At 70.7% G+C, this 24,448-nt stretch carries 20 protein-coding genes, 1 tRNA gene and 1 pseudogene; 14 read left to right on the forward strand and 8 right to left on the reverse strand.

What is annotated here, in order from left to right:
- The first annotated feature begins 71 nt into the window (after nt 1-71).
- On the forward strand, nt 72-689 hold the full coding sequence (locus tag BA175_RS13770) for an ATP-binding protein (RefSeq protein WP_254667863.1): 618 nt from the start codon (nt 72-74) through the stop codon (nt 687-689).
- 387 nt (nt 690-1,076) lie between these two features.
- Nucleotides 1,077-2,042 carry a DUF5926 family protein gene (locus BA175_RS13775; RefSeq protein WP_069171559.1) on the forward strand — a complete coding sequence of 322 codons (966 nt, stop codon included), beginning with the start codon at nt 1,077-1,079 and terminating at the stop codon, nt 2,040-2,042.
- Nucleotides 2,043-2,422: 380 nt separating this feature from the next.
- On the opposite strand, the gene BA175_RS13780 is transcribed toward BA175_RS13775, so the two are convergent.
- On the reverse strand, nt 2,423-3,106 hold the full coding sequence (locus BA175_RS13780; RefSeq protein ID WP_069171560.1) for a bifunctional DNA primase/polymerase: 684 nt from the start codon (nt 3,104-3,106) through the stop codon (nt 2,423-2,425).
- Nucleotides 3,107-3,696: 590 nt separating this feature from the next.
- Between BA175_RS13780 and BA175_RS13785 the strand changes: the two genes are divergently transcribed.
- Together BA175_RS13785 and BA175_RS13790 are read left to right on the forward strand one after the other, a co-directional pair.
- The gene (locus BA175_RS13785; protein ID WP_254667892.1) at nt 3,697-5,121 is read left to right on the forward strand and encodes a PP2C family protein-serine/threonine phosphatase; all 1,425 of its coding nucleotides are present in this window, start codon (nt 3,697-3,699) and stop codon (nt 5,119-5,121) included.
- Between the two features lie 99 nt (nt 5,122-5,220).
- On the forward strand, nt 5,221-6,699 hold the full coding sequence (locus BA175_RS13790) for an aminopeptidase P family protein (protein WP_069171562.1): 1,479 nt from the start codon (nt 5,221-5,223) through the stop codon (nt 6,697-6,699).
- A 39-nt stretch (nt 6,700-6,738) separates the two neighbouring features.
- On the opposite strand, the gene BA175_RS13795 is transcribed toward BA175_RS13790, so the two are convergent.
- Nucleotides 6,739-7,329 carry an ATP-binding protein gene (locus BA175_RS13795; protein ID WP_069171563.1) on the reverse strand — a complete coding sequence of 197 codons (591 nt, stop codon included), beginning with the start codon at nt 7,327-7,329 and terminating at the stop codon, nt 6,739-6,741.
- Nucleotides 7,330-7,586: 257 nt separating this feature from the next.
- On the opposite strand from BA175_RS13795, the gene BA175_RS13800 reads away from it, so the two are divergent.
- From BA175_RS13800 to BA175_RS13840, 9 genes are all read left to right on the forward strand, one after another.
- Nucleotides 7,587-8,387: a hypothetical protein gene (locus BA175_RS13800; RefSeq protein ID WP_069171564.1), complete on the forward strand. Its 801-nt coding sequence runs from the start codon at nt 7,587-7,589 to the stop codon at nt 8,385-8,387.
- 102 nt (nt 8,388-8,489) lie between these two features.
- Complete coding sequence (locus BA175_RS13805; RefSeq protein ID WP_069171565.1) at nt 8,490-9,233, forward strand: YcnI family copper-binding membrane protein; 744 nt, start codon at nt 8,490-8,492, stop codon at nt 9,231-9,233.
- 46 nt (nt 9,234-9,279) lie between these two features.
- Nucleotides 9,280-9,933 (forward strand): SCO family protein, encoded by a 654-nt coding sequence (locus tag BA175_RS13810; RefSeq protein ID WP_069171566.1) that lies wholly within the window; start codon nt 9,280-9,282, stop codon nt 9,931-9,933.
- Nucleotides 9,930-10,376 (forward strand): copper chaperone PCu(A)C, encoded by a 447-nt coding sequence (locus BA175_RS13815; protein WP_069171567.1) that lies wholly within the window; start codon nt 9,930-9,932, stop codon nt 10,374-10,376. The genes BA175_RS13810 and BA175_RS13815 overlap by 4 nt, the downstream gene beginning before the upstream one ends.
- Before the next feature lie 14 nt (nt 10,377-10,390).
- Nucleotides 10,391-12,358, forward strand: a complete 1,968-nt coding sequence (locus BA175_RS13820; RefSeq protein WP_069171568.1) for a copper resistance CopC/CopD family protein — start codon at nt 10,391-10,393, stop codon at nt 12,356-12,358.
- Between the two features lie 17 nt (nt 12,359-12,375).
- Entirely contained in the window at nt 12,376-13,656 is a 1,281-nt protein-coding gene (gene efeB, locus BA175_RS13825; RefSeq protein ID WP_069171569.1) for an iron uptake transporter deferrochelatase/peroxidase subunit, read from the forward strand.
- Between the two features lie 40 nt (nt 13,657-13,696).
- Nucleotides 13,697-14,632: a prephenate dehydratase gene (gene pheA / locus BA175_RS13830; protein WP_069171570.1), complete on the forward strand. Its 936-nt coding sequence runs from the start codon at nt 13,697-13,699 to the stop codon at nt 14,630-14,632.
- An 863-nt stretch (nt 14,633-15,495) separates the two neighbouring features.
- On the forward strand, nt 15,496-16,773 hold the full coding sequence (serS, locus tag BA175_RS13835; protein ID WP_069171571.1) for a serine--tRNA ligase: 1,278 nt from the start codon (nt 15,496-15,498) through the stop codon (nt 16,771-16,773).
- On the forward strand, nt 16,770-17,585 hold the full coding sequence (locus BA175_RS13840; RefSeq protein ID WP_069171572.1) for an HAD family hydrolase: 816 nt from the start codon (nt 16,770-16,772) through the stop codon (nt 17,583-17,585). Before serS ends, BA175_RS13840 begins: the two co-directional genes overlap by 4 nt.
- A gap of 181 nt (nt 17,586-17,766) precedes the next feature.
- Here the strand turns inward: BA175_RS13840 and BA175_RS13845 are convergent.
- From BA175_RS13845 to BA175_RS13870, 6 genes are all read right to left on the reverse strand, one after another.
- Nucleotides 17,767-17,852, reverse strand: a tRNA-Ser gene (locus BA175_RS13845).
- A gap of 297 nt (nt 17,853-18,149) precedes the next feature.
- The gene (locus BA175_RS13850; protein ID WP_069172105.1) at nt 18,150-18,842 is read right to left on the reverse strand and encodes a hypothetical protein; all 693 of its coding nucleotides are present in this window, start codon (nt 18,840-18,842) and stop codon (nt 18,150-18,152) included.
- A 279-nt stretch (nt 18,843-19,121) separates the two neighbouring features.
- Complete coding sequence (locus BA175_RS13855) at nt 19,122-19,841, reverse strand: ABC transporter permease (RefSeq protein ID WP_069171573.1); 720 nt, start codon at nt 19,839-19,841, stop codon at nt 19,122-19,124.
- A gap of 30 nt (nt 19,842-19,871) precedes the next feature.
- Nucleotides 19,872-20,783 (reverse strand): ABC transporter ATP-binding protein, encoded by a 912-nt coding sequence (locus tag BA175_RS13860; protein WP_069171574.1) that lies wholly within the window; start codon nt 20,781-20,783, stop codon nt 19,872-19,874.
- Nucleotides 20,780-21,688, reverse strand: a complete 909-nt coding sequence (locus BA175_RS13865) for an ABC transporter permease (protein ID WP_069171575.1) — start codon at nt 21,686-21,688, stop codon at nt 20,780-20,782. The genes BA175_RS13860 and BA175_RS13865 overlap by 4 nt, the downstream gene beginning before the upstream one ends.
- Nucleotides 21,678-22,697, reverse strand: a complete 1,020-nt coding sequence (locus BA175_RS13870) for an ABC transporter ATP-binding protein (RefSeq protein WP_175420822.1) — start codon at nt 22,695-22,697, stop codon at nt 21,678-21,680. Before BA175_RS13870 ends, BA175_RS13865 begins: the two co-directional genes overlap by 11 nt.
- 331 nt (nt 22,698-23,028) lie before the next feature.
- On the opposite strand from BA175_RS13870, the pseudogene BA175_RS13875 reads away from it, so the two are divergent.
- Nucleotides 23,029-24,128, forward strand: a pseudogene (locus BA175_RS13875) (SDR family oxidoreductase); the annotation flags it as partial.
- Between the last annotated feature and the right edge of the window lie 320 nt (nt 24,129-24,448).

Raw genomic sequence — 24,448 nt, forward strand, 5'->3', positions numbered from 1 at the left:
GCTTTGGCCGGTTTCCGGCGGAGTTCAGGGGGGCATCCCATTCGTGGCGTGGGGCAAAGGAGGTCTCGGGGGTGACGTTTGTGGTGGCACAGGAGGTGCCCGCGTCGTCGAGCATGGCCGTACCCCATGGTCCTGCGGGTGTGGGACAGGCGCGGCACCGCATGCGGGAGCAGCTGCGCGGCAACGGGGTATCGGACGCGGTGGTCGACGACGCAGTCCTGATCCTTTCCGAACTTCTCAGCAACGCCTGCCGTCACGGCAGGCCACTGGGCCGGCACACGGAGGTCGGTGACGGCGACATCCGCGCCGCCTGGCGCGTGGACGGAGCGGGCGACCTGACCGTCGAGGTCACGGACGGCGGCGGCCCGACCAGACCGGTCCCGTCCACCCCGTCGGTCACCGCGCGGGGCGGACGCGGGCTCACCATCATCGGTGCCCTCGCCCGGGAATGGGGCGTACGGGACGGCACCTCGGGCGAGGTCACCGTCTGGGCGCTGGTCTCCGGGCATCACGCGAAGAAGGCCCACGGGTCACACGCCGCACACCTCGGCCGTACGGGCCCCGGGCGTACGGCCCCCGGCCGGCGGGAGGCGGGCAGGCTGCACGGACAGGCCGGGCACAGTGGGCTCGGCTCCCTGGACGGGCTCGACCTCTCCGACATCCTCGACGCCCTCGACGACGCGGGCTGAACGCGGGACCGGCCGCACCGCTCACGCGGGCGACGGGTACGAAGCCCGGAGACCGTCGGCACCGGCACGCCCTGCCGAACCTGCGTACCGGCACGCGAGGGGCAGGCGCGACGACCGGACGCCGTAGGCACGCCCTGCCGAACCGGCTCGCCCGGGACCCGGCGGGCGGCCGCGACGCCCGGACCTCGTAGGCACGCCCTGCCGAACCGGCGTACCGGCACCCGGTTCCGACGGTGCGGCACCTTCGTGCGCCCCACCCGGCGCCGACGGGCGGGGCGGCACGGTGGTGCCGTCGCGGCCCGGCGTGGAACGAGTGGCCTCGGGTGGGGACGGGGACGGCTAGGCTCGCGGCGAGACCGCACTGTCGCAATCGGGAGAACGCCCACCATGGCCAAGAAGCGCCCTCAGTCCAAGGCAGGGAAGCCGCAGCTCAAGGACGGTGAGATTCCGGTCGTCGGGGCCCGCGAACCCTGCCCGTGCGGATCGGGCCGCCGCTACAAGGCCTGTCACGGGCGCGCCGCCGCCCACGCGGTGACCGAGCTGGTCCAGCGCCCGTTCGAGGGACTGGCCGGGGAGTGCGACTGGGTCGCGCTGCGCGAGCTCGTCCCCGCCGCGACGGTCGAACTGACCCTGAAGGGCGGGCTTCCGGAGGGCGTGCCGTCCGTGTCGCTCGCGACCGTCCTGCCGATGGCCTGGCCCGCGCTGCGACGTGACGACGGCTCCGTCCTGCTGGCCCTGCAGAACGACACCTCGTCCGGCGACCTCAGCCGCGACCTCGCGGACACCCTGCAGCGCGCGCTCGAGGCGGAGCCGGGCTCGCCCGTCGCCGCCCGCCGGGTACCCGTCGACGGCCCGCGCCTGCAGGACCTCCTCGACCCCGGCGCCGCCTTCGAGCCGGTCGTGCACCCGGGGTTCGAGTTCTGGGTCCCGGATGCGGAGAACGCCTCCCCCGAGGTGTCCGCCTCCCTCGAGCGTGCCAACGCGGCGGCCATCCCGACCACGCTGCTCTCCGGTGTGGACGCCGCCTACTGGTGCGAGACCCCGGAGAAGAACCACCTCCGCTGGGTCATGCCACACCCCGAGGAGCATCTCCTGGACGCCCTCGCCCGGTTGCACGCGGCCGGCACGTCCTCGCTCGGCGAGGGAACCCGCCTCGTCGGTTCGTTCCGCGCGCACGGACTCATGGTCCCGGTCTGGGACCTGCCCAGCGCGATGGGTGCCGAGGAGTGCGAGAAGCCGGCCGCGCAGTTCGCGGAACGCCTCGCCGAGGCGCTCGCGTCGGACGCCCCGCTCACGGGTGAGGAGCGCCGGGCACGGGGCGGGCTCACCAACCGCCAGGTGACGCTCAGCTGACAGTGACAGGAGCCGGTGCAGTCCCGTGACTCGCGTCACAACAGCTCGTACTCACCGGTAAATCGCCGCTCTGACAGGCGAGATCGAATTTGCTCAGGGCAGATCTCTTGTTACCGTTCTGGAAGCCCGGTCGCTGGTGCATCCCCCGTCGCCAGCGATCGGGCGTCCTCGTTCCCGGGCGCAGCAGCCGGGCATACCAGCCGGGCCGGGCCGAACAGGCGCACGCCGGAGCACCGGCGGTTCGACGCCGTGGCCGCCCGCCCCTCCGGCGCTCCGCCTGACCGGCGTGTACGCCTCCGCCCGGGCCACCGCGTTCCGTAGGCCGGGCGCCCCCGCGCGCGTCCGGCGCGCGAGGCGGCACCTCACACCCCCGCCGACGCTCAGAACGCGAGTCGACTACCACCGTCGGGTGCGCTGTTGCTCGCTTCCACGAGCGCGTCCAGCACCGTTCCCACATCCGGAAGCCACGGCGCCTCGGTGTCGGACGAGGGCGGTCGTACCCAGCGCACCTGCCCCGAACCGATCTCCGAGGGGGGCAGGACCAGATAACCGCCCTCGCCGTGGAACCGCAGCGAGCTGGGCACCCGGTCCTGGGCGTGCAGCAGCTCGCCGAGCCGCTCCAGTGTGTACGGAGCCACCAGCACCGACCACCGGGTGGGCGTGGCCACCACAGGACCGAGCCGCAGCCCCATGCCGTCGAGCGCGGTCAGCGCCCGGACACCCGCCACGGCCGGCAGGCTCAGCGCGCAGGGCGCCCTGCCACCGGTGGCCAGGACGACGGGGGCCTCGGGCCGGCTCGTCCACCACCAGCGCACCATGCGGATGTCGGTGGTCGCCGCGAGGAGACCGGGGTCGAAGGGGTGCGCGCCGGGCACGGCGCACTCGGGGTCGGGGCAGGCACAACCGCGGCCGCGTTCACCGCGCACTCCGGACGCCGCAAGCCCCACTCCGGGGAGTAGGGGCCACTTCCAGGCGGTGGCACAGGTGAGCGCCGCGTCGAGCCGGGCGGAACTCTGCTTGCGCCGGGACCGGCGCCTGCGTCGCCTTCCGAGGATCTCGCGCATGTGCGCTCGTTCCTTTCCGTTGAACGCCGAGGTTCACATCACAGCACGCGACCGTCACTCCGCGCGTGTGTCTGTTCACTGTGCGTACGTGCTCATCGGGTCTGCGGTACGGACGGGTCAGTCGGTGCCGAGCGTGAGCCGAGCCGAACAGAGTGGAACCGAACTGATGGAGCTGAACCGAGTTGAACTGAGCCGCGCCCAGTCAGGACATCGCGCGGACGGCGTGCGCTTCGCGCGTGCCGCCCTGGTGCAGACCCCGCCGCTCGTGGACCGGGGTGCGGTCGTCACGGGTGGGGACGTCCGGGCACACTGTCGGGTTCCGGGGCATTGGCAACCGCCCCTGGCCATCAACGCTTACGTACCCAGCATGACCGGAATGACGCGCCCCCCGGCACTTCACCCCGGGAGCGCCCCTTGTCGGGCACGCCCAGTCGATCGCAAATAGCCGCGCGGGGGTGCATTTTCTGGCCAAGTTACCTGACTTATGGACCGCTCGAATACCCCGGGGACAATGCTGGACATCACCTTCCTTGTGCGTGTAGATGTGGGTGCGTGTACCTGTGGACGCACTGATAGCGGCGCAGATCGACATGGGGGTTTGCGATGCTACTCACCGAAACGCACCGCTCGGAAAGCCGACTGCCATGAGCGCCCCGCATCTGCCGAAAGTGGCTGGAATCGATCCCACAGTTCCCGTTTCGACGCACACTGCCGCACCGCTGAAGGGCGTACCGCCCGCGCCCGCAGCCTTCCTGCAGGACCGGCTGGCGAGCTGGGTCTCCGACCTCACGACGCTGCACGAACTCACCGAGCGACTGGCCGGCACCCGCACCCTCGACAGCGCCCTGGACGAACTGCTCGGCGCCGGAGCCGTCCTGGTAGGAGCCCGCCGCGGCCTTCTGGTGCTCGAACCGGCCGACGGGGCCGTGCCGTCCCGGACCGTCGGGCTCGGCCTCGCCCACGCGGAACTCGGACACATCGAGACGGTCCCGCGCGGCGCCACCGCCTACGGCCGGTTCCTCGAGGGCCTTCCGGACACGGACGGCCCGCTGGCCACCCCCGACATCCTCGGCGACACGAGCCTCGACCCCCGCTGCCGCGAGGTCGCCGCACTGCTCGGATACGCCGCCAGTTACACCGTCCCCCTGTCCACCGAGGCCACCGGCCGGCTCGGCGCCGCCGTATGGCTGTACGACGAGCCTGCCGAACCGCTGGAACGCCAGTGCCATGTGGCCGGGCTGTACACCCGGTACGCCGCGGCCCACCTGGCCCGTCTGGTGGAACTGGAGCGCGCCAGGGCGGATGCCGCCGTCATCGCCGAGGAACTCCTCCCCAGCAGACTGCCCCGCCTGCCCGGAGTGCGGCTGGCGGTACGCCGCCGGAACACGCCCCGGGGCGGCGGCGACTGGTACGACGCGCTGCCCCTGCCGGACAACAGCCTCGGCCTGGCCGTCGGCTCCGTCGGCGGTTCCGGGCCGGCCGCCCTGGCGTCCATGGGCCGGCTCCGCGCCGGTCTGCGGGCCTACGCCGTCATGGAGGGCGAGGACCCCGTCGCCGTACTGGCCGATCTCGAACTGCTGCTGCGGATGACCGAACCGGCGACCGCCGCCACGGCCCTGTACGCGTACTGCGAACCCGACCGCCGCACGGTCCTGCTGGCGGGAGCGGGGCACACCCCGCCGCTCGTGACGGGTGACCGGCGGACCGCGTTCGTGGAGACGTCCCTCTCCGCACCGCTCGGCATGCTCTCCTGCTGGGAAGCGCCGAGCGTCGAGTTCTCCCCGGGACCCGGAGAAACGGTGCTGCTGTACACCGACGGGCTGTTGCGCCGCACCGGGGACTCCATGGACCGCGCGTTGGAACGGCTGCACGCTGCGGCGGCCGGTGTGCCGAAGGTGCTCCGGCAGGACCCGGGAGCCGTCGCCGACCATGTGCTGCGGACGGTCCTGCCGGACGGCTTGGACGGGGGCGGCGACGGCGAGGACGTCGTCGTCCTGGCGGCACGCTTCGACTGACCGCGGCTCCCGGCAGGTAAGAGGTCCTCCGACCCTGTGCCCCCTTCCGTACGCCCGTACGATGGACGGGGCCCAGTGTCGTATAAGGAGAGACAAATCGTGTCTGAGGAGCTCATCCCGGAGACCCCGGAAGAAGCCGCAGAAGCAGAGCCGATCAAGCAGCGGAAGAACGGCCTGTACCCGGGCATTTCCGATGAGCTCGCCGAGAACATGAAGTCCGGCTGGGCCGACACCGAACTGCACGGTCTGGAGCCGATCCCCCAGGCCGTCCACACCGCCGCGCGCCGCGCGGCGCTCTCCGCCCGCTTCCCCGGCGAGCGGCTCGTCATTCCCGCGGGCAACCTGAAGACCCGCTCCAACGACACCGAGTACGCCTTCCGCGCCTCCACCGAGTACGCCTACCTCACCGGCGACCGCACCCAGGACAGCGTCCTGGTGCTCGAGCCGGCCGGCTCCGGCGACCGGGCCGGCCACGAGGCGACGCTCTACCTGCTGCCCCGCTCCAACCGCGAGAACGGCGAGTTCTGGCTCGACGGGCAGGGCGAACTCTGGGTCGGCCGCCGCAACTCCCTCGCCGAGGCAGGACAGCTGCTGGGCATCCCGGCGAAGGACGTCCGCGAACTCCCGGCCGCGCTCGCCGAGGCCACCGGTCCCGTGCGCGTCGTCCGGGGTCACGACGCCGGCGTCGAGGGCGCCCTGACCGACAAGGTCACGGCGGAGCGGGACGAGGAGCTGCGCGTCTTCCTCTCCGAGGCGCGGCTGGTCAAGGACGCCTTCGAGGTGGCCGAGCTCCAGAAGGCCTGCGACGCCACGGCGCGCGGCTTCGAGGACGTCGTGAGGGTGCTCGACAAGGCCGAGGCGACGAGCGAGCGCTACATCGAGGGCACGTTCTTCCTGCGCGCCCGCGTCGAGGGCAACGACATCGGTTACGGGTCGATCTGCGCCGCCGGTCCGCACGCCACCACCCTGCACTGGGTCCGCAACGACGGCGCCGTCCGTCCCGGCGAACTCCTGCTGCTCGACGCGGGCGTGGAGACCGACGAGCTGTACACCGCGGACGTGACCCGCACGCTGCCGATCAACGGCACCTTCAGCCCGCTGCAGCGCAAGATCTACGACGCCGTGTACGAGGCGCAGGAAGCGGGTATCGCGGCGGTCAAGCCCGGCGCCGCCTTCCGCGACTTCCACGACGCCGCGCAGCGCGTCCTCGTCGAGAAGCTCGTCGAGTGGGGCCTGCTGGGCGACCTGTCCGTGGAGAAGGTCCTGGAGCTGGGACTGCAGCGCCGCTGGACCCTGCACGGCACCGGCCACATGCTCGGCATGGACGTCCACGACTGCGCGGCCGCCCGCACCGAGTCCTACGTCAACGGCATCCTGGAGCCGGGTGTCTGCCTCACGGTCGAGCCCGGACTGTACTTCCAGGCCGACGACCTGACCGTGCCCGAGGAGTACCGCGGTATCGGGGTCCGGATCGAGGACGACATCCTGGTCACCGAGGACGGCAACCGGAACCTCTCCGACAAGCTGCCGCGCCGGGCCGAGGACATCGAGGCGTGGATGGCCGGGCTCAAGGGCTGACGCCCCCGGCGCCGCACGGCTCACCCCGGGGCGCGCTGCTCAGGACACCATGAGCAGCGCGCCCTCGCGCCACTTCAGGACCTTGTCGAAGCTGACGACCGCACCGTGCCCCGGACGGTTCGCGAAGTGGACGTGATCGGCGAGCTCCTCGATCAGGCAGAGCCCCCGGCCGCTCTCGGCCATGGCAGGGGGGTGTTCCACCGGCCGGCCGGCGTACCCGCAGGAAGACGGCGGGTGCTCCGCCGGCGGCTGCGGGTCCGGCGGAAGTCCCGGGGACGGATGTGCTGCGGTGCGAAGCGTGCGCCGGGTCGGGAAACCGGGTCCCGAGTCGGCGACTTCGATACGGCATTTCTCGCCGTCCAGATAAGCGGTGACCCGGTACTGCTCGCCGCTGTCCCCGGGCGGCCCGTCGTCCGTGCGGTCGGCGCCGGGGCCTGCGGCGCCGTTCCCGTCCGGGCGGCCGCCACCGTGTTCCACGGCGTTCGCGCAGGCCTCGCTGAGCGCGACCGACAGGTCGTAGGAGATGTCCGGATCCACTCCCGCGGTCTCCATGGTGCCCAGCAGGAAACGACGGGCGAGCGGAACGCTCGCAGCTTCGCGCCGCAGATGGAGTGACCACCACATGCTCATGCTCCAGCCTCCTGGCTGCGGCTCGACATACGGTTACGTATTGCCGCAGGGCACACTCCGTAAGCACGAATCCTCTGTGACAGCGCTCATTCGGCGGATGCGAATGTTCCGTATACCGGTGTATGCCCGGTCCAGGCGCCCTCACCGAGCCTCCGTGAACAGGTACAACACTCCACGATCGACCCGATGGGGACGGATACCGACCTTCCGGACCTGCCGTACGGGGACGGGGGGCACAGTGCGATGATGACCTCGCCATGTCTATGCCCGTCGCACGCGCCGGAGCCGGTCTGCGGCTCCTGAGGACCGCGGTGTTCACCGCGGTCTGTGTCGTGCTGGCCGCGGCCGGACACGGGCTGGCCGCAGGTGCGCCCGTCCCCGGACGGATCCTGCTCGCCGCGTTCCTCGGGGTCTTCGTCGTCACGGCGGCGCTCGCCGGACGCGAACGGTCCCTCCCCGCGATCGCCGCCGCGCTGGCGACCGGGCAGATCGCCCTGCACACCGCCTTCGGGCTGGGGCGTCACGCACCGCACCCCGCGATGCCGTCCGCGGACGACTCGCTGATCAGGTTCGCCGCCGGGCTGGTGTGCGGAGCCGGGCCTTCGCAGATCAGTGCCGGGCAGGCCCACCGCATCGTCTCGGCCGCGGGCATCGATCCGGCGACCGTGACGGGCGGGCACACGCACCTCGCGGCCGACCCCGGCGTGTCGGGCGCGCTCCTGTCCGGGCTGATGCCGAGTCTGCCCATGTTCCTCGGGCACCTCGTCGCCGCCCTCGCCACCGGCTGGCTGCTGCGCCGAGGCGAGATCGCGGTGTTCCGGCTGGCGAGGCTCTCGGTGCACGGCGCCCGGCAGCTCGCGGCCGGGGCCAGGCTGCGGGCGCTGCGTGCCGCCATGGCCCTCGTACGCGCCCTGCGTGCCGGCCTTCCCGGGCTGCCCGCCAACGGGCCGCTCCGTCCCCGCAGCGCCGCCGACACACCGGCGCCCGCCACCGGGGAGCTCCTTCAGCACATGGTGATCAGGCGGGGCCCACCGCCCGTGTACGTACGCGCAGCCTGACGCGGCCCCTCCGCCGGAAACCGGGACGAGGTGGCCGTGACGCCGTCGCGCACCTGCGCGCCGGACCACCCTTCCTTCGTGCCTTGTGGAGTGACTCCTGCCATGTACGTTTCACGCATCGCCCTCGCGGGCGGCATCGCCGCTTCCACCGTCCTGCTGCTCTCCGGCCCCGCCTTCGCGCACGTCAGCGTGCAGCCGCAGGGCGAAGCCGCCAAGGGCGGTTACGCCACGATCAACTTCAAGGTCCCCAACGAGCGCGACGACGCCTCGACCGTGAAGCTCGAGGTGAACTTCCCGGCCGACCACCCGCTGGCCTCCGTCAGCCCGCAGGCGGTCCCCGGCTGGAAGGTCGTCGTCACGAAGAGCAAGCTCGCCGAGCCCATCGACGTACACGGCAAGAAGATCGGTGAGGCCGTCTCCAAGGTCACCTGGACCGCTGACGGCAACGGCATCCGGCCGGGCTACTTCCAGCAGTTCCCGCTCTCGGTCGGCCAGCTCCCCGAGAACGCCGACCAGTTGGTCTTCAAGACGCTGCAGACGTACGACAACAAGGAAGTCGTCCGTTGGATCGAGGAGCCCACCGCAGGCGGTGAGGAGCCCGAGAGCCCCGCGCCCGTCCTGGCGCTGACCGCCGCGTCGGCCGACGCCCACGGCGGTGCCGCGGCCGACAAGGGCGGCGAGGACGACCGGGCGAAGGAGACGAAGGAGGCGACGGCCTCCTCCGACGAGGCGTCCTCGTCGTCGGCCGACGACACCACCGCCCGGGTCCTGGGCATCGTCGGCATCGTCGTCGGGATCGCGGGCGTCGCCTTCGGCGTCCTGGCGGGCCGTCGCCGCTCCGCCTGACCGCCCGACTCCACCACCCGCACCACAGACCAGGAACCAGCTCTCCATGCACAGCAAGAAGAAGGTGCTGGCCGCGGCGTTCGCCGCCGTGGCCGCACTGACCCTGTCCTCGTGCGGCACCGACGCCCCGAAGGACACATCCGTCGCGGACGTCTCCGGCAGCACGCCGTCGAAGCCGGCGACCGTACTCGACCAGCCCTTCACCAAGCCCGACCTCGTCCTCACCGACACCCACGGCAAGACGTACGACCTGCGCGAGCGGACCAAGGGCAAGCCGACGCTCATCTACTTCGGCTACACCAACTGCCCGGACGTCTGCCCGCTGACCATGAGCAACATCGCACTCGCCAAGCGGGCCCTGCCCGAGGCCGACCAGGACAAGCTCCAGGTCGTCTTCGTCACGACCGACCCGGAGCGGGACACCCCGGCGTCCCTGGGCAGCTGGCTCAAGGCCCAGGACCCCGACTTCACCGGCCTCACCGGTGACTTCCCGGCCATCCAGGCGGGCGCCCGGCAGATCGGCATCGGCATCGACGCGCCGAAGAAGGAGAAGGACGGCACCATCGTCTCGATGCACGGGGCCCAGGTCATCGCGTTCTCCCCGAAGACCGACCAGGGATACGTGCTCTACGGCGAGGACACCACGGCCGAGGACTACACCAAGGACCTCCCCGCGCTCGTCGAGGGGAAGAACCCGTGAACCGCGGTACCTCCCTCCTCGGCGCGGCCGCGCTCACCGCCGGACTGGCACTCACGGGATGCTCCTCGTCCGGCGGCCCCGAGCTCGAGGTGACCGGCGCCTTCATGCCGCAGCCCGTCAGCGACATGGCGGCCGGGTTCCTCGTCGTGAGGAACAGCGGCGGTGACGCCGACCGGCTCACCTCGGTGACCTCCTCCCTCTCGGAGAACGTCACCATCCACGAGACGAAGAACCAGGCGATGCGCATGGTCTCCTCGTTCGAGATCCCGGCCGGTGGTGAGCTCGACCTCGAGCGCGGCGGGAACCACATCATGTTCATGGACCTCAAGGAGCGGCCCAAGCAGGGGGAGACGGTCGCCCTGCAGCTGCACTTCGAGAAAGCCGATCCCATCACGGTCGACGTGCCCGTGAAGGAGACCACCTACAACCCGAAGAAGCAGTGAGGTACTGACATCCCATGACAGTCACCGCCCCGCACCTCGGGCACTCTCCGGCACGACGGCCGCTCGCGGCGGCCGCGCTCCTCGCCACGCTGTTCAGCCTGCTGTTCGGCCTGGTGCTGGCCGGCGCGGGCCCCGCGTCCGCGCATGCCGCGCTCACCGGGAGCGATCCGCAGGACGGGGCGGTGATCGCCACGGCCCCCGAGGAGGTCACGCTCACCTTCTCGGAACAGGTCGCCATGGGGGACGGCTCGATCCGGGTCCTCGACCCCAGCGGTGAACGGGCCGACGACGGGGCCCCCCGCGATCTGACGGGCGGGGGCACCGTCCGGTACGCAGTCGCACTCCACAGCGGTCTGCCCGACGGCACCTACACCGTCGCCTGGCAGGCCGTCTCCGCGGACTCCCACCCGGTGTCCGGAGCCTTCACCTTCTCCGTCGGCGCCCCCTCGGAAACGACGGTCACGCTGCCCTCGCAGGGGGCCGGCGGCGGCCTCGTCGGGGTTCTCTACGGCATCGCCCGCTACGCCGCGTACGCGGGGTTCGTCCTGCTGGCCGGCGGGGCGGCCTTCGTACTCGCCTGCTGGCAGCGCGGGGCGGGCGCACGGGCCCTGCAGCGTCTGGTCGTACGCGGCTGGGTCACGCTCACCGCGGCCACCCTGGCCATGCTGCTCCTGCGCAACCCGTACACCGGGTCGGGGGAACTCTCCGACGCCTTCGACCTCGACGGGCTCCAGACCGTCCTGGACACCAAGCCGGGGGCCGCGCTGGTCTCCCGGCTCCTCCTGCTGGGTGCCTCCGCACTGTTCATCGCCGTTCTCTTCGGGGCGTACGCCCGGCGCGAGGACGAGAAGGCGAAGCAGGACCTCACCTTCGGGCTCGCGGTCGGCGGCTCGGTCATCGCCATCGGCATCGCCGGTACGTGGGCCCTGGCCGAGCACGCCTCGACCGGCATCCAGCCGGAGATCGCCATGCCGGTCGACATCCTGCACCTGCTCGCCGTGGCCACCTGGCTGGGCGGACTGGCCGCGCTGCTGGTCGCCCTGTACCGCACCCCGGGCATCACGACGGGTGCCGTACGGCGTTTCTCCCGGCTGGCGTTCGGCAGCGTGCTCGTACTCACGGCGACCGGTCTCTACCAGTCCTGGCGGCAGGTCGGTTCCTGGTCCGCCCTGACCGGTACCCGCTACGGGCAGCTGCTGATCGTCAAGGTGGCGCTGATCGCCGTGCTCGTCGGCGTCGCGTGGATCTCGCGGCAGTGGACGGCACGGCTGGCGGAGGGCGGGGACGATACGGAGCAGGAGGATGCCGGACCGGGTGCGGACACGGCTCCGGCTCCGGCCTCGGAAGTGTCCGTCACCGACACCGGGCGGGCACCGGCGGAGGCCGCCGACGAGAGCCCTGTGGGCCCCGAGCGTGCTGCACAGCTCGCCCGGCAGCGCGCCGCCCTGACGGCGGCCGAGAAGAAGCGGGCACGCGACGCCGATCCTGACCGCTCCGGGCTGCGCCGGTCCGTGCTGGTCGAAACGGCCGTCGCCGTCGTGATTCTCGCGGTCACGACGGTCCTGACGTCCACCGAGCCCGGACGTACCGAGGAAGAGGCCGCCCGCAGCACGACGGCCGCCGCCGCCCCGGTGGGTGGGGGGCAGGTGAACCTGAGCATGCCGTTCGACACCGGCGGCACGAACGGCAAGGGCACCGTACGGCTGGACATCACCCCGGGACGTACCGGCTCGAACGAGGTGCACCTCTGGGTGGACGGCGCCGACGACCGCCCGAGGGATGTTCCCGAAGTGAAAGTGGCCTTCACCCTGGAGGCCAAGGACATCGGCCCGCTGCCGGTCGTCCCCGAGCGTCTCACCGTGGGGCACTGGACGGCGAGCGATGTACGGATCCCCATGGCGGGCGAATGGAAGGTCGCGGTGACCGTACGTACCTCGGACATCGACCAGACGACCATCGACAAGAACGTGAAGATCGGCTGAGCAGGTTGAGCAAGAAGATGGACGACCACAGCGCACGCCCCGCCGACGGGGCCCAGGGGCCGGGCCTCTCCCGACGGCGGCTGATCGGCGGCGCGGGCGCCGCCGGGGCGGCCGGCCTGGTGCTCGGCGCGGCAGGAGGCGCCGGTGGCTACGCCGTGGCACGCGACGACGCTCCGACCGCGCTGACCGCGATCGGCGCTACCGAGGCGATGTTTCACGGGAAACATCAACCGGGGATCACCACCCCGCTTCAAGCACGCGGGCACCTGATCGCTTTCGACCTGGCGGCCGGGGCGGGGCGCAGGGAAGCCGCCGCGCTCATGCGCAGATGGTCGGCCGTGGCGGAACGGCTCATGGCCGGGGAACCGGCGGAGGGTGGCCGGGGACACGACACGGGGGTGGCCCTCGACGCCGGGCCGTCCTCCCTGACCGTCACCTTCGGATTCGGCCGGACCTTCTTCGACCGTACGGGCCTGACCGCGTACCGGCCGTCCGCTCTGGATCCGCTGCCGCCGTTCTCCTCCGACCGCCTCGACCCCAAGCGGTCCGACGGCGACCTCTGGATCCAGATCGGTGCCGACGACGCACTCGTCGCCTTCCACGCTCTGCGCGCCCTGCAGAAGGAGGCCGGCCCGACGGCCCGGGTGCGGTGGCAGATGAACGGCTTCAACCGCACCCCGGGCGCCACGGACCGGCCGAGGACCACACGCAACCTGATGGGCCAGGTAGACGGCACCAACAACCCGAAACCGACCGAGGACGACTTCGACGGGCGGATCTTCGTACCGTCCGGGGGCTCCTCGGCGCACGCCTGGATGGCCGACGGCTCGTACGCCGTCGTCCGGCGGATCCGGATGCTCATGGACGACTGGGAGGCGCTCACGATCGAGCGCCAGGAGAAGGTCATCGGACGGCGCAAGGCGGACGGCGCACCGTTGAGCGGCGGCTCCGAGAGCACCCCCATGGACCTGGACAAGGCAGATCCGGACGGGAAACTGCTGATCCCCGACAACGCCCACGCCCGGGTCGCCTCTCCCGGGAAGAACGGTGGCGCCGCGATGCTGCGCCGCCCCTTCTCGTACCACGACGGCATGTCCGCGGACGGCACCCCGGACGCGGGTCTGCTGTTCGTCTGCTGGCAGGCCGATCCGTTCAAGGGCTTCATCCCGGTGCAGCGCAAGCTCGACCGCGGGGACGCGCTCTCGCGGTTCATCCGGCACGAGACGAGCGGTCTCTTCGCAGTTCCGGGCGGTGCCGCGGCCGGGGAGTACGTGGGGCAGCGGCTGCTGGAGGCGTGAGACCGCACGGTCGCCTCCGGCAGCCCATTAGGGTGACCGTATGTCAGCCACGCGCTACGCCTACCTCGGACCCGAAGGCACCTTCACCGAGGTCGCCCTCCGTACTCTCCCGGAAGCCGCCACACGCGAACTCGTGCCCATGCTCTCGGTGCCGGCGGCTCTGGACGCGGTGCGCAACGGGGAGGCGGCGGCAGCGCTCGTCCCGATCGAGAACTCCGTCGAGGGCGGGATCACGGCGACGCTGGACGAGCTGGCCACCGGCGCACCGCTGATGATCTACCGCGAGGTGCTGCTCTCCATCACGTTCGCGCTGCTGGTACGCCCGGGTACGAAGCTGTCGGACGTCAAGACCGTCACCGCGCACCCGGCCGCGCAACCGCAGGTACGCAACTGGATGGCGGCCCATCTCCCGAACGCGGTGTGGGAGTCCGCCGCGTCGAACGCCGACGGGGCACGGCTGGTGCAGGAGGGGCGGTACGACGCCGCCTTCGCCGGTGAGTTCGCCGCGGCGACCTACGGGCTCGAGCCCCTGGTGACGGAGATCCACGACGCGGAGAACGCGCAGACCCGCTTCGTACTGGTGGGCCGTCCCGCCAGGCCGTCCGCGCCGACCGGGGCCGACAAGACGTCCGTGGTCATCTGGCTCGGGGACGACCACCCGGGTGCGCTGCTCGAACTGCTGCAGGAGTTCGCCGTGCGCGGGGTGAACCTGATGCTCATCCAGTCGCGGCCCACCGGCGAGGGCATCGGCAACTACTGCTTCGCCGTGGACGCGGAGGGGCACATCGCCGACCGCCGGGTGGGCGAGGCGCTGATGGGTCTGAAGCGGATCTGCCCGAAGGTGCGGTTCCTGGGGTCCTATCCGCGGGCCGGGGTGTCTCCGGAAGAGGTGAGGGACCTACGGCCCGGTACGTCGGACCAGGACTTCACGGAGGCGTCCGACTGGCTGGCCCGGAGCCAGGACGGACGGGTCTGACGGCCGCGGACGGCTTCGGGGAACGGGAGCCTCGGGGGTCGGCGACGACCTCGGAGTCGGTGGCGGAGTCGGGGCCGGGGTCGGTGACGGCGTCCGGGCCGGAGTCGGGGTCGGTGATGGTGCCGGGGTCGGGGTGCCGGGCCCGGGGTGCCGGGGTCGGTGAGCCCGTCCGGGCCGGCCGGCAGGGGCGGGATACGGCGCCTGCCGCGGTGGGCCGGACGGGGCCACACCCGACGGGCGTGATCGCGACGGCGGAGCCGTGCTTCCCGGACGGAGCCGACCGTCCCGTGGGGACTCGGCTGCCCCGACCGGTCGTACCTGCGGATTGTCACTCACTCACAGAGTTATCCACAGGCGCGTGTCTTCGCCTGGGGACAAGTCGACACCTCCGGGCGGCGGGGCCGGTACATCACCTCGCGACAGCGGCTCGACCGAAGGGGTGCGGACCGGCCGGCGCCACTCGAATTCCGCTGATCAACTCCCCAGGGCGCGGAATTCCCACTCGAATGAGTGCATGGGCCAGGTTTGAGTGGTGAATCGGCGCCTCGAACAGTCCCTTGGGACGATCACTTCCGATGTCCACAGATCTTCCACACAGCCTGTGGATAACCGAATCGACCCAAGGGCCCCTGTGGACAAGATGGCCGCCCCCGTGCCCCAACTCCCTTGCCGCGCACCGCTGATGCGTCACCTGGAGGGGCACTTGCCCCCTTTTCGAGGTAATGGGCATCCTTTATTGACCATCCTCACCCCTTGGCCCGACAGTTTCCCCGCACGATTCCCAATTCCGGCAATTAGGTCAAAGTGCCACGCTCGGCTATATCGGTTCGGGTGGCGGATCCCCGCACCGGTAGCCTTGAGGGGTGATTGACCTTCGCCTGCTCCGTGAGGACCCCGACCGTGTTCGCGCCTCCCAGCGCGCCCGTGGAGAGGACGTCGCCCTCGTCGACGCCCTGCTCTCCGCCGACGAGCTGCGCAGGTCGTCCGGCGTCCGTTTCGACGAACTCCGATCCGAGCAGAAAGCGCTCGGAAAGCTGATCCCCAAGGCCGGCCCCGAGGAGCGCACCGAGCTCCTCAGGAAGGCCGATGAGCTGAAGACCGAGGTCAGGGCGGCGGATGCCGCTCAGGACGCGGCCGACGCCGAGGCCAAGCGGCTGCTCCTGCTCCTCGGCAACGTCGTCCACGAGGACGTGCCGGTCGGCGGCGAGGAGGACTTCGTCGTCCTCGAGACGCACGGCACGATCCGCGACTTCGGCGCGGAGGGCTTCGAGCCGAAGGACCACCTGGAGCTCGGCGAGGCGCTCGGCGCCATCGACATGGAACGGGGCGCCAAGGTCTCAGGATCGCGCTTCTACTACCTGACGGGCGTCGGCGCTCTCCTCGAACTGGCCCTCGTCAACGCGGCGATCGCGCAGGCGACGGAAGCCGGGTTCGTCCCGATGCTCACCCCGGCCCTGGTACGCCCGCGCGCCATGGAGGGGACGGGCTTCCTCGGCCAGGCCGCGGAGAACGTCTACCACCTGGAGAAGGACGACTACTACCTGGTCGGCACGTCCGAGGTCCCGCTCGCGGCGTACCACATGGACGAGATCATCGACGCCGAGAAGCTGCCGTTGCGCTACGCCGGCTTCTCGCCGTGCTTCCGCCGCGAGGCAGGCACGTACGGCAAGGACACCCGCGGCATCTTCCGCGTCCACCAGTTCGACAAGGTGGAGATGTTCTCGTACGTCGACCCTGCCGACGCCGAGGCCGAGCACCGCAGGCTGCTGGACTGGGAGAAGCAGTGGCTCACCGCCCTCGAGCTGCCGTTCCAGGTGATCGATGTCGCCACGGGTGACCTCGGTGCGTCCGCCTCCCGCAAGTTCGACTGCGAGGCCTGGATCCCCACCCAGGGCAAGTACCGCGAGCTGACATCCGCGTCGAACTGCGACGGCTTCCAGGCCCGCAGGCTCTCCGTGCGCATGCGGGACGGCAAGAAGGTGCAGCCGCTGGCCACGCTGAACGGCACGCTCTGCGCCGTGCCCCGCACCATCGTGGCCATCCTGGAGAACCACCAGCTCCCCGACGGCTCCGTACGGGTGCCGGAGGTGTTGCGTCCGTATCTCGGCGGACGCGAGCTCCTGGAGCCGGTCGCCACGTGACCTTTCCCTACAAGCTCGTCGCGACCGACCTCGACGGCACACTGCTGCGCGACGACCACACGGTTTCCGCACGCACGCGGGAGGCGCTGGCCGCGGTCACCGCGGCCGGCGCGGCCCACATCGTCGTCACCGGGCGCGCCGTGCCGTGGACCCGGCACATCCTGGACGATCTGGGCTACGACGGCCTCGCGGTATGCGGCCAGGGCGCGCAGGTCTACCACGCCGGCGAGCACAGGCTGCTGACCTCCCTGACCCTGGACCGGCAGCTCGCGGCCCTTGCCGTGTCCAAGATCGAGGCGGAGGTCGGTCCGCTCGCGCTGGCCGCGAGCCGCGACGGGCTGGAGGGCGAGGTGCTCGTCGGGCCCGGCTACCGGGTGCAGGAAGGGCCGCTGCCCGCGCTCCTGGCCGACGACCCCGCCGAGATGTGGGCCGCTCCCCTGAACAAGGTCTACATCCAGCACCCCGAACTCGGCGACGACGCCCTGGCGGCGTCCGCTCGGCAGGCCGTCGGCGGACTGGTCGACATCGTGATGGCGGGCCCGGGGGTCGTGGAGATCCTGCCCCTCGGACTGAGCAAGGCGACCGGCCTGTCCCTGGCCGCCCGCCGTCTCGGGCTGAAGGCGGCGGACACGCTGGCCTTCGGCGACATGCCGAACGACATCCCCATGTTCGGCTGGGCTCAGCACGGCGTGGCCATGGCCAACGCGCACGACGACCTGAAGGCCGTAGCGCACGAGATCACCGCGTCGAACGAGCACGACGGCATAGCGGTGGTCCTGGAGGAACTGCTCCGGGCGCCGAGGGGGGCGTAAGGCCGAGGCACGCGCCGGACTGCTGCCGGCCCCGCGCCGGCGAGCGGGGGACCCGGCGGACGTGGGTTCCACCACGCCGTACTCCGCGTGCGGGTCGCGGGTCTGCGGGCCGCGGGGTGCGGTCTGCGGTCCGTGTCTACGGGCCGCAGTCTGCGGGCCGCGGTCTGCGGGCCGCGGTCTGCGGAGGATGCGCGGATCGAACGCGCGCGGGGCTGCGCCCCGACGACGGCTTAGCAAGCCGCTGCCTTACCACTCGGCCAATCCTCCGGGAAGTGGCCTGGCGCGCGAAGCGCGCCGAAGGCCACCCGGGGTCCTGCTGCGCCCGACTCCGCGTAGCTGATGAAGCTACCGGGGTGCCGGCTGCGGACCACCCTGCAGGGAACTCGACGGACTCCTACCGGTCATCGCCGCGCTCCTCTCCCGGTCCTGGTGGGCGCCGTGGTCCGGGACGGCTCCTCGTGCCGTCCCCTGCGCCGCTCCTCACTGTGCCCGAGGACGCCGCCCAGGGACCACCGGATTTCCGGACGGCCCCCGGACAGCATTCCTCCACGTGCGGCCGAACGGTCAGCCCTGCTTGCGCCGACTCAGGTCCTTGAGCCGGCGGGCGAGTTCGTCCATGCGCGTGTCGAGCCGGATGACGTCCTGGGACACGTCGGTGAGCCGGAGGCTGATGGCGCCGACGATCTGGTGGGTGATCTCCAGCTTCCGGTCGAGGGAGTCGAGCCGATGTGACATCCGGCCGAGCACGGGGCCGAGCTCCCGGAGCGCGCTTCCCACTCCGGCGAGGCAGCCCTCGATGCGGGTGACCCGTTTGTCGAGTGACACGTAGGAATCCCGGAGGTCCTCCTCGGCGTCGAGCAGGTGGGTCCGGACGCTGCGCGCGATGTCGCTGTCGCGAAGAAGCATGGCGACGTTGAGCACTGTCCTGCGGGTGTAGAGCCGCAACTGGGTTGCCGCCTGTGGATAACTTGCCGGCACCTCCCCTTCCCATAGCGACACCATGTCGCCATGGAAGGACCGCAGCTCAGCGCCTCGCAGCACCCTCATTCCATTACTGATCAGCTCTTGCTGGTGCCGGTCGGTCAGCCTCCTGACCGAAGCTGTGGATACTTCGAAGTAACGAGCCACATCCCCTGTGCGAAGGTGAATACCATCGGGGAGCAGGACGAGGCTCTTGACCTTGTCGAGGGCTTCGACGCGCCCCATCTGCTCGACACGCAGAGCGTGTGATTCGAGCAAGGCGACTTCCGTGGGCATGGGCATGCCTTTCGTGCGCGGGTACGGAAATGGACGGCCCTGACCCCGAGCTGCAGGGGAGGAGGACGCTCACGGTTGCCACTTGCTCGATGACCGACCCGGCGGGCACTGCCTCACCGCTGCCGGCATTCCCCGAATTCACGAAAGCTCGACGCCACAGATTCCAGTTGCCTCCACGCATCTCACCCAACGAGCCGACAACCGTACCGTCACGGTTCTCATGACCCGCTCACGGAACAGCCCCCACCCGAAGGGCAGGGGCTGCGGGCGGATCCGGTCTCACTCCTCGCCGGCGAGCTTCAGCGCCCGTAGCTTCTGGCCGGCGTACCAGGTGGCCACGACCGTGACGCCGATCAGCAGAGCGGTGGCCAGCGGCAGGCCGACGTCCGAGGTGACCTGGCCTTCCCCGGCGACCTTCTCGGCGACCGAGAGGGACCACTGCTGCACGCTGAGCGTCCTGGCGCCCGGCACCAGGCTGCCGAACAGCGCTTCCCACACCAGCGCGTAGACCAGGCCGAAGACCACGGCGTGCCGGCTGACCGTACCGAGCAGGAGGAACAGCGCGCTGTACGCGATCGAGGCGACCAGCGCCGCGATGGTGTAGGCCACGGCGATCTGGCCGCCGTTGCCGTTGAGGATCAGTCCCGCGACGAACGTCGGCAGCGCCGAGAAGAGCATCGTCACCGCCACGGCCACGATCAGCTTGGTGAAGATGATCGTGGGCCGCCTCACCGGCTTGGCCAGCAGATAGACGATGGATCCGTCGTCGATCTCCGGACCGATGGCCCCGGTCCCCGCGATGACGCCGATGAGCGGCACCATCGTGGCGATGGCGAATCCGCCGAGCACACCGGAGGCCACTCCGTCATCGGCTCCGGCGAAGGCGCGGACGGCGACGGCGATGGCCACCAGGAGGACGGGCAGGACGAACAGGATGGCGGCCCGGCGCCGGCCGAGCAGGGCCCGGTAGGTGAGCCGGGCGACTGTGGGGTCGTACATGACGCTTCACAGCTCCTTTCAGGCCACTACTCAGGCCGCTACGAGATAGGAAAAGACCGATTCGAGTGATTCGTCGGAAGGTGAAACGGTCAGCAGCCGGATGCCGTTCTCGCGTGCCACCCGCGGCAGCAGCGTCGTGAAGCGCCCGAAGTCGACGGCCTGGATGCGCAGGGCCCCCTCGGCCACGTCGACCTCGATCCCCGCGGTCGAGGGGTCCGCGATGAGCGCTGCGGCGAGCGCCCGGTCGTCGCTGGACCGTACGAGGTATCGGTGCGGCCGGTCCGTCATCAGCCGACGGATCTTCCGGAAGTCGCCGGACGCGGCGTGGCGGCCGGCCACGATCACCTCGATGTGCGAGGCGAGCTGCTCGACCTCTTCCAGGATGTGCGAGGAGAAGAGGACCGTGCGGCCTTCCGCGCCCATCCGTCGCAGCAGTTCCATCAGCTGCATCCGCTGCCGCGGATCCATGCCGTTGAACGGCTCGTCGAGGAGCAGCACGGAGGGGTCGTGGACCAGGGCGGAGGCCATCTTCACCCGCTGGCGCATGCCCTTGCTGTAGGTGGAGATCTTGCGGTCCTGCGCGTACTGCATCTCGACGGTGGCCAGCGCCTTGTGGGCGGCCGCTTCCCCCAGTCCGTGCAGCTCCGCGTTGGCGACGACGAACTCGCGGCCGGTCAGGAAGTCGTACATCCCCTCCCGCTCCGGCACGATCCCGATCGACTTGTAGACCGCCTCGTTGCGCCAGATCCGGGTGCCGTCGAGCGTGACCTCGCCGGTCGAGGGGGCGAGGAAGCCGGCCATCATGTTGATCAGCGTGGACTTGCCGGCACCGTTGGGGCCGAGCAGCCCGGTGACTCCCGGGCCCACGGTCATGCTCACGTCGTTGACGGCGACCACGTTGCCGAACCAGCGGGAGGTGTGGTCGATCTCGATGGTGGTCACAGCCCGACCCTCCGGTAGCGGCGCATCAGGACGGCGTACGAGCCGGCGACGAGCGCGAGTACAACGATCAGATAGGCGACACCGGCGGCGGCTCCGGGGCCCTCGCCCCCGGGGAAGGCGGAGGAGGCGCCGAGGAACGCCGTCTGCACCCCGTCGATCAGCGTGATGGGCGAGAACAGCCCCAGCCAGGTGATGGCACCGGCGGAGTCCGTCTCCCAGGCGATCGCCTGGACCGTGGAGACCGCACCGTAGGTGATGGTCAGTACGGCGATGACGGCGGCGACCCCGAAGCCCCGGCGCGGGGTCAGCGCGGCGACGACCAGCCCGAGTCCGGCGAACAGCACGGAGAGCAGCGCCACCGAGACCATCCCCTGCCCGAAGCCCTTGGTCTGGTCACCGAAGTCGAACTTCGCGAGCAGCGCGCCCACGTAGAGGATGACGAGCGGAAGCCCGGTGAGGATCAGCAGGGCAGACGCCATGGCGGCGAACTTCGCCAGGACGTAGTCGATCCGCTCGATCGGCCGCGAGAAGTACAGGGGGACACTCTTGAAACGCAGGTCCCGGGAGACGGACTGCGGGGCCTGGGAGGCGACGAAGAGCCCGATCACGGCCTGCAGGTAGATCGCGAAGTCCGTGTACTTGATGGGGAGTTTCGTCAGGGTGGGCGTGGCCATGGCCACCGCGACGAGGATCAGCGCCACCATGCACATCACCCCGCACAGGAGCATCGGCAGCACCTTGGACTTGGCGGAGCGGCCCAGCCCGAAGGAGCCCCGCAGGGACTGCGAGTACAGCGAGCGGCGGGCGTAGGCCCGGCCCAGGCGTACGCCGTCGTAGGAGCGGTAGCCGATGTTGTGGATCCGGGAGGTGTCGCTCCCGGTCGCGGTCCCGGTCTCAGTGCTCATCCCGACCGCTCCCCTTCTGCTGTCCGGCCCCGGCTGCCACGGTCATGGCCGCCTCTGCTGTCCTCGCGGTGCGGAAGACCTCGGCGATGTGGTGGCGCCGCTGTTCCATCCGGACGAGACCGAGTCCGAGCTCGGCGACGCTGTCCCGCACCAGGTCGTACGTCTCCTCGCCCGTCGCCTCCACGAGGAGGATGTGTCCCGCACCGGGCAGGCCCTCGGCGTCGACGCCGTCGTGTCCGACGAGCTTGATGCCGGCGCCGGTGAGGATGCGGCGCAGCGCGTCCGTGCCGTCCGGGTGGGTGTCGCTGTCGGTGACCTCGACCGCCAGCGTGGTGGTGGTCTGCGTGAAGTCGCGGGTGGAGCTGGACCGCAGCAGCGTTCCGCCGTCGATGACGACGACGTGGTCGCAGGTCCGCTCCAACTCCCCCAGGAGGTGGGAGGTGACCAGGACCGAGATCCCGAAGTCGGTGTGGACGCGGCGGATCAGGCCGAGCATCTCGTCGCGGCCGACCGGGTCGAGGCCGTTGGTCGGCTCGTCCAGCAGGACCAGCTGGGGGTCGTGGACCAGCGCCTGGGCCAGCTTCACCCGTTGCTTCATGCCGGTCGAGTAGCCGCCGATGGGGCGGTAGCGCTCCTCGTACAGCCCCACGTGGCGCAGGGTGTCGGCGGTGCGCTCGCGCGCCGCCGTGGGCGGCAGCCCGGACATCCGCGCCATGTGGACGACGAACTCGGTCGCCGACACGTCCGGCGGCAGACAGTCGTGCTCGGGCATGTACCCGACCCGCTCCCGGATGGCGGCGCCCTCGGTGGCGACGTCGAGCCCGAGCACCGCGGCCCGGCCCTCGGTGGCGGGGGACAGACCCAGCAGGATCTTGATCAAGGTGGACTTGCCGGCCCCGTTGGAACCCACCAGGCCGGTCACGCCCGGTCCGATGTCCAAGGAGAGCCGGTCAAGCGCGGTCACACGGGGGAACCGCTTGCTCAGGCTTTCGGTCGCGATCACAGTCACGTCGACGACGCTAGTGGCGGGCGCCACAGGAGTCGTCAGACCAGGCGGCTGTATCGGCGTCCGACTCGAGACGTACGGACCCGTAAGGGGACCGCACGGGGGAGGAGCCGGGGGCGGAGGCGCGACAGGCGCGAGGGGCCCGGCGGCGGATACATGAGCGGTGGTGTCCGTGAGCGCGTCGCCGCTCCGGCCTCGTCACAGGGGCTGTCCACAGGGGGCTGTCCACAGGTCCCGGTCCGCCCTTGACGCGGGCTCCTTCGGATTGCCACATTCGTCGGTGTCACGTTACGGGCACGTACCGCGACGGCCGTACATCGGACGAGGAGGCTGCGTGAATCTGCGGGGTGCGAGTGAGCGCTGGATCCGTACGGGCGGGATCGGGCTCTGCGTGGCCGAACTGGGTGATCGGACGCAGCCGACGATCGTGCTGGTGCACGGATACCCGGACAGCAAGGAGGTCTGGTCCGACGTCGCGCACCGGTTGGCGGAACGCTGGCACGTGGTGCTGTACGACGTGCGGGGACACGGACGATCGACGGCGCCCAGGCCGCTGCGCGGGGGCTTCACGCTGGAGAAGCTGACGGACGACTTCCTGGCCGTCGTGGACGCGGTGAGCCCCGACCATCCTGTTCATGTCGTCGGGCACGACTGGGGGTCCGTCCAGTCCTGGGAGTTCGCCACGGTGGAGAGGGCCAAGGGCCGTATCGCCTCGTTCACCTCGATATCCGGTCCGTCCCTCGACCACTTCGGCCACTGGATCAAGCAGCGGGTGTCCCGGCCGAGTCCCCGCCGCGTCGGCCAGCTGATCGGCCAGGCCGCAAAGTCCTGGTACATATACGCGTTGCACACGCCCGTGTTGCCCGAGATGGCCTGGCGCGGGGTGCTCGGCCGGCAGTGGCCGCGCATCCTGCAGCGGATGGAGAAGGTGTCCTCGGAGGACTATCCGACCGCCTCGCTCCCCCGCGACGCCGCACACGGGACATGGCTCTACCGTGACAACGTCAGGGCCCGCATGCGCCGGCCGCGTACGGACGCGTACGCCCATGTGCCGGTCCAGTTGATCACTCCGACCGGTGATGCCTTCCTGTCACCCACGCTCTACGACGACCTGGATTTCTGGGCCCCTCAGCTGGTCCGGCGATCGCTGCCCGCCACACACTGGGTACCGCGCACCAGGCCGGACCAGCTGTCGTCCTGGATAGGCGAGTTCGTCAGCACCGTCGAGGCAGCGGGCGAGGAGGGGCCGAACGTACGGGGCGACACCGCCACCTGAGCGCATGCGGACCGTTTCGGGGGCCAGTTGGTGGTGGTCACAGGAGCGGCCGAGGCATCGGCCGGGCCACCGCGCCCGCTCTCACCACAGCGGGCGCCCGGGTGGTGGCCGTGGAGCGGGACAAGGAGGGCGCGGCACGGACGGCCGAAGCAGCTCGGCCGGGGCGCGACCGACGTACCAAGCAATGTGTGCGGCACCCAATTTGGTGTCGTGTGAGGAGTATCGATGCTGCCGCGTTCCGTCGCGGCAAGCATCGCATGAGGTACCAACACTCCGCGATGTCTCTCCGACACCCACAGTGAGCAGCGGAGTTGTGCCTGACGAACGTATTAGCTTGCAGGGCACGGTAGTTGCGCAACTACGCTGCTTTTTAACTCAGTTGAAGTCGGAAGTCGGAACTCCCTTACTCGTGCAGCCATTTGTAACGTGCAGAGTGCAGCATGCGCGCTGAAACAGGGTGCGGACAGATATGCCGTGC

The organism is Streptomyces griseus (assembly GCF_001715295.1).
Lineage (GTDB): Bacteria > Actinomycetota > Actinomycetes > Streptomycetales > Streptomycetaceae > Streptomyces > Streptomyces griseus_G.

Bases quoted from the DNA above. Each gene is read 5' to 3' on its own strand.
- BA175_RS13865 (WP_069171575.1), bottom strand. From the start codon at position 21,688: ATGAGCACTGAGACCGGGACCGCGACCGGGAGCGACACCTCCCGGATC.
- BA175_RS13785 (WP_254667892.1), top strand. From the start codon at position 3,697: ATGGGGGTTTGCGATGCTACTCACCGAAACGCACCGCTCGGAAAGCCG.
- BA175_RS13775 (WP_069171559.1), top strand. From the start codon at position 1,077: ATGGCCAAGAAGCGCCCTCAGTCCAAGGCAGGGAAGCCGCAGCTCAAG.
- BA175_RS13855 (WP_069171573.1), bottom strand. From the start codon at position 19,841: ATGTACGACCCCACAGTCGCCCGGCTCACCTACCGGGCCCTGCTCGGC.
- BA175_RS13800 (WP_069171564.1), top strand. From the start codon at position 7,587: ATGTCTATGCCCGTCGCACGCGCCGGAGCCGGTCTGCGGCTCCTGAGG.
- pheA (WP_069171570.1), top strand. From the start codon at position 13,697: ATGTCAGCCACGCGCTACGCCTACCTCGGACCCGAAGGCACCTTCACC.
- BA175_RS13820 (WP_069171568.1), top strand. From the start codon at position 10,391: ATGACAGTCACCGCCCCGCACCTCGGGCACTCTCCGGCACGACGGCCG.
- efeB (WP_069171569.1), top strand. From the start codon at position 12,376: ATGGACGACCACAGCGCACGCCCCGCCGACGGGGCCCAGGGGCCGGGC.
- BA175_RS13795 (WP_069171563.1), bottom strand. From the start codon at position 7,329: ATGAGCATGTGGTGGTCACTCCATCTGCGGCGCGAAGCTGCGAGCGTT.
- BA175_RS13850 (WP_069172105.1), bottom strand. From the start codon at position 18,842: ATGCCCACGGAAGTCGCCTTGCTCGAATCACACGCTCTGCGTGTCGAG.
- BA175_RS13780 (WP_069171560.1), bottom strand. From the start codon at position 3,106: ATGCGCGAGATCCTCGGAAGGCGACGCAGGCGCCGGTCCCGGCGCAAG.
- BA175_RS13810 (WP_069171566.1), top strand. From the start codon at position 9,280: ATGCACAGCAAGAAGAAGGTGCTGGCCGCGGCGTTCGCCGCCGTGGCC.
- BA175_RS13805 (WP_069171565.1), top strand. From the start codon at position 8,490: ATGTACGTTTCACGCATCGCCCTCGCGGGCGGCATCGCCGCTTCCACC.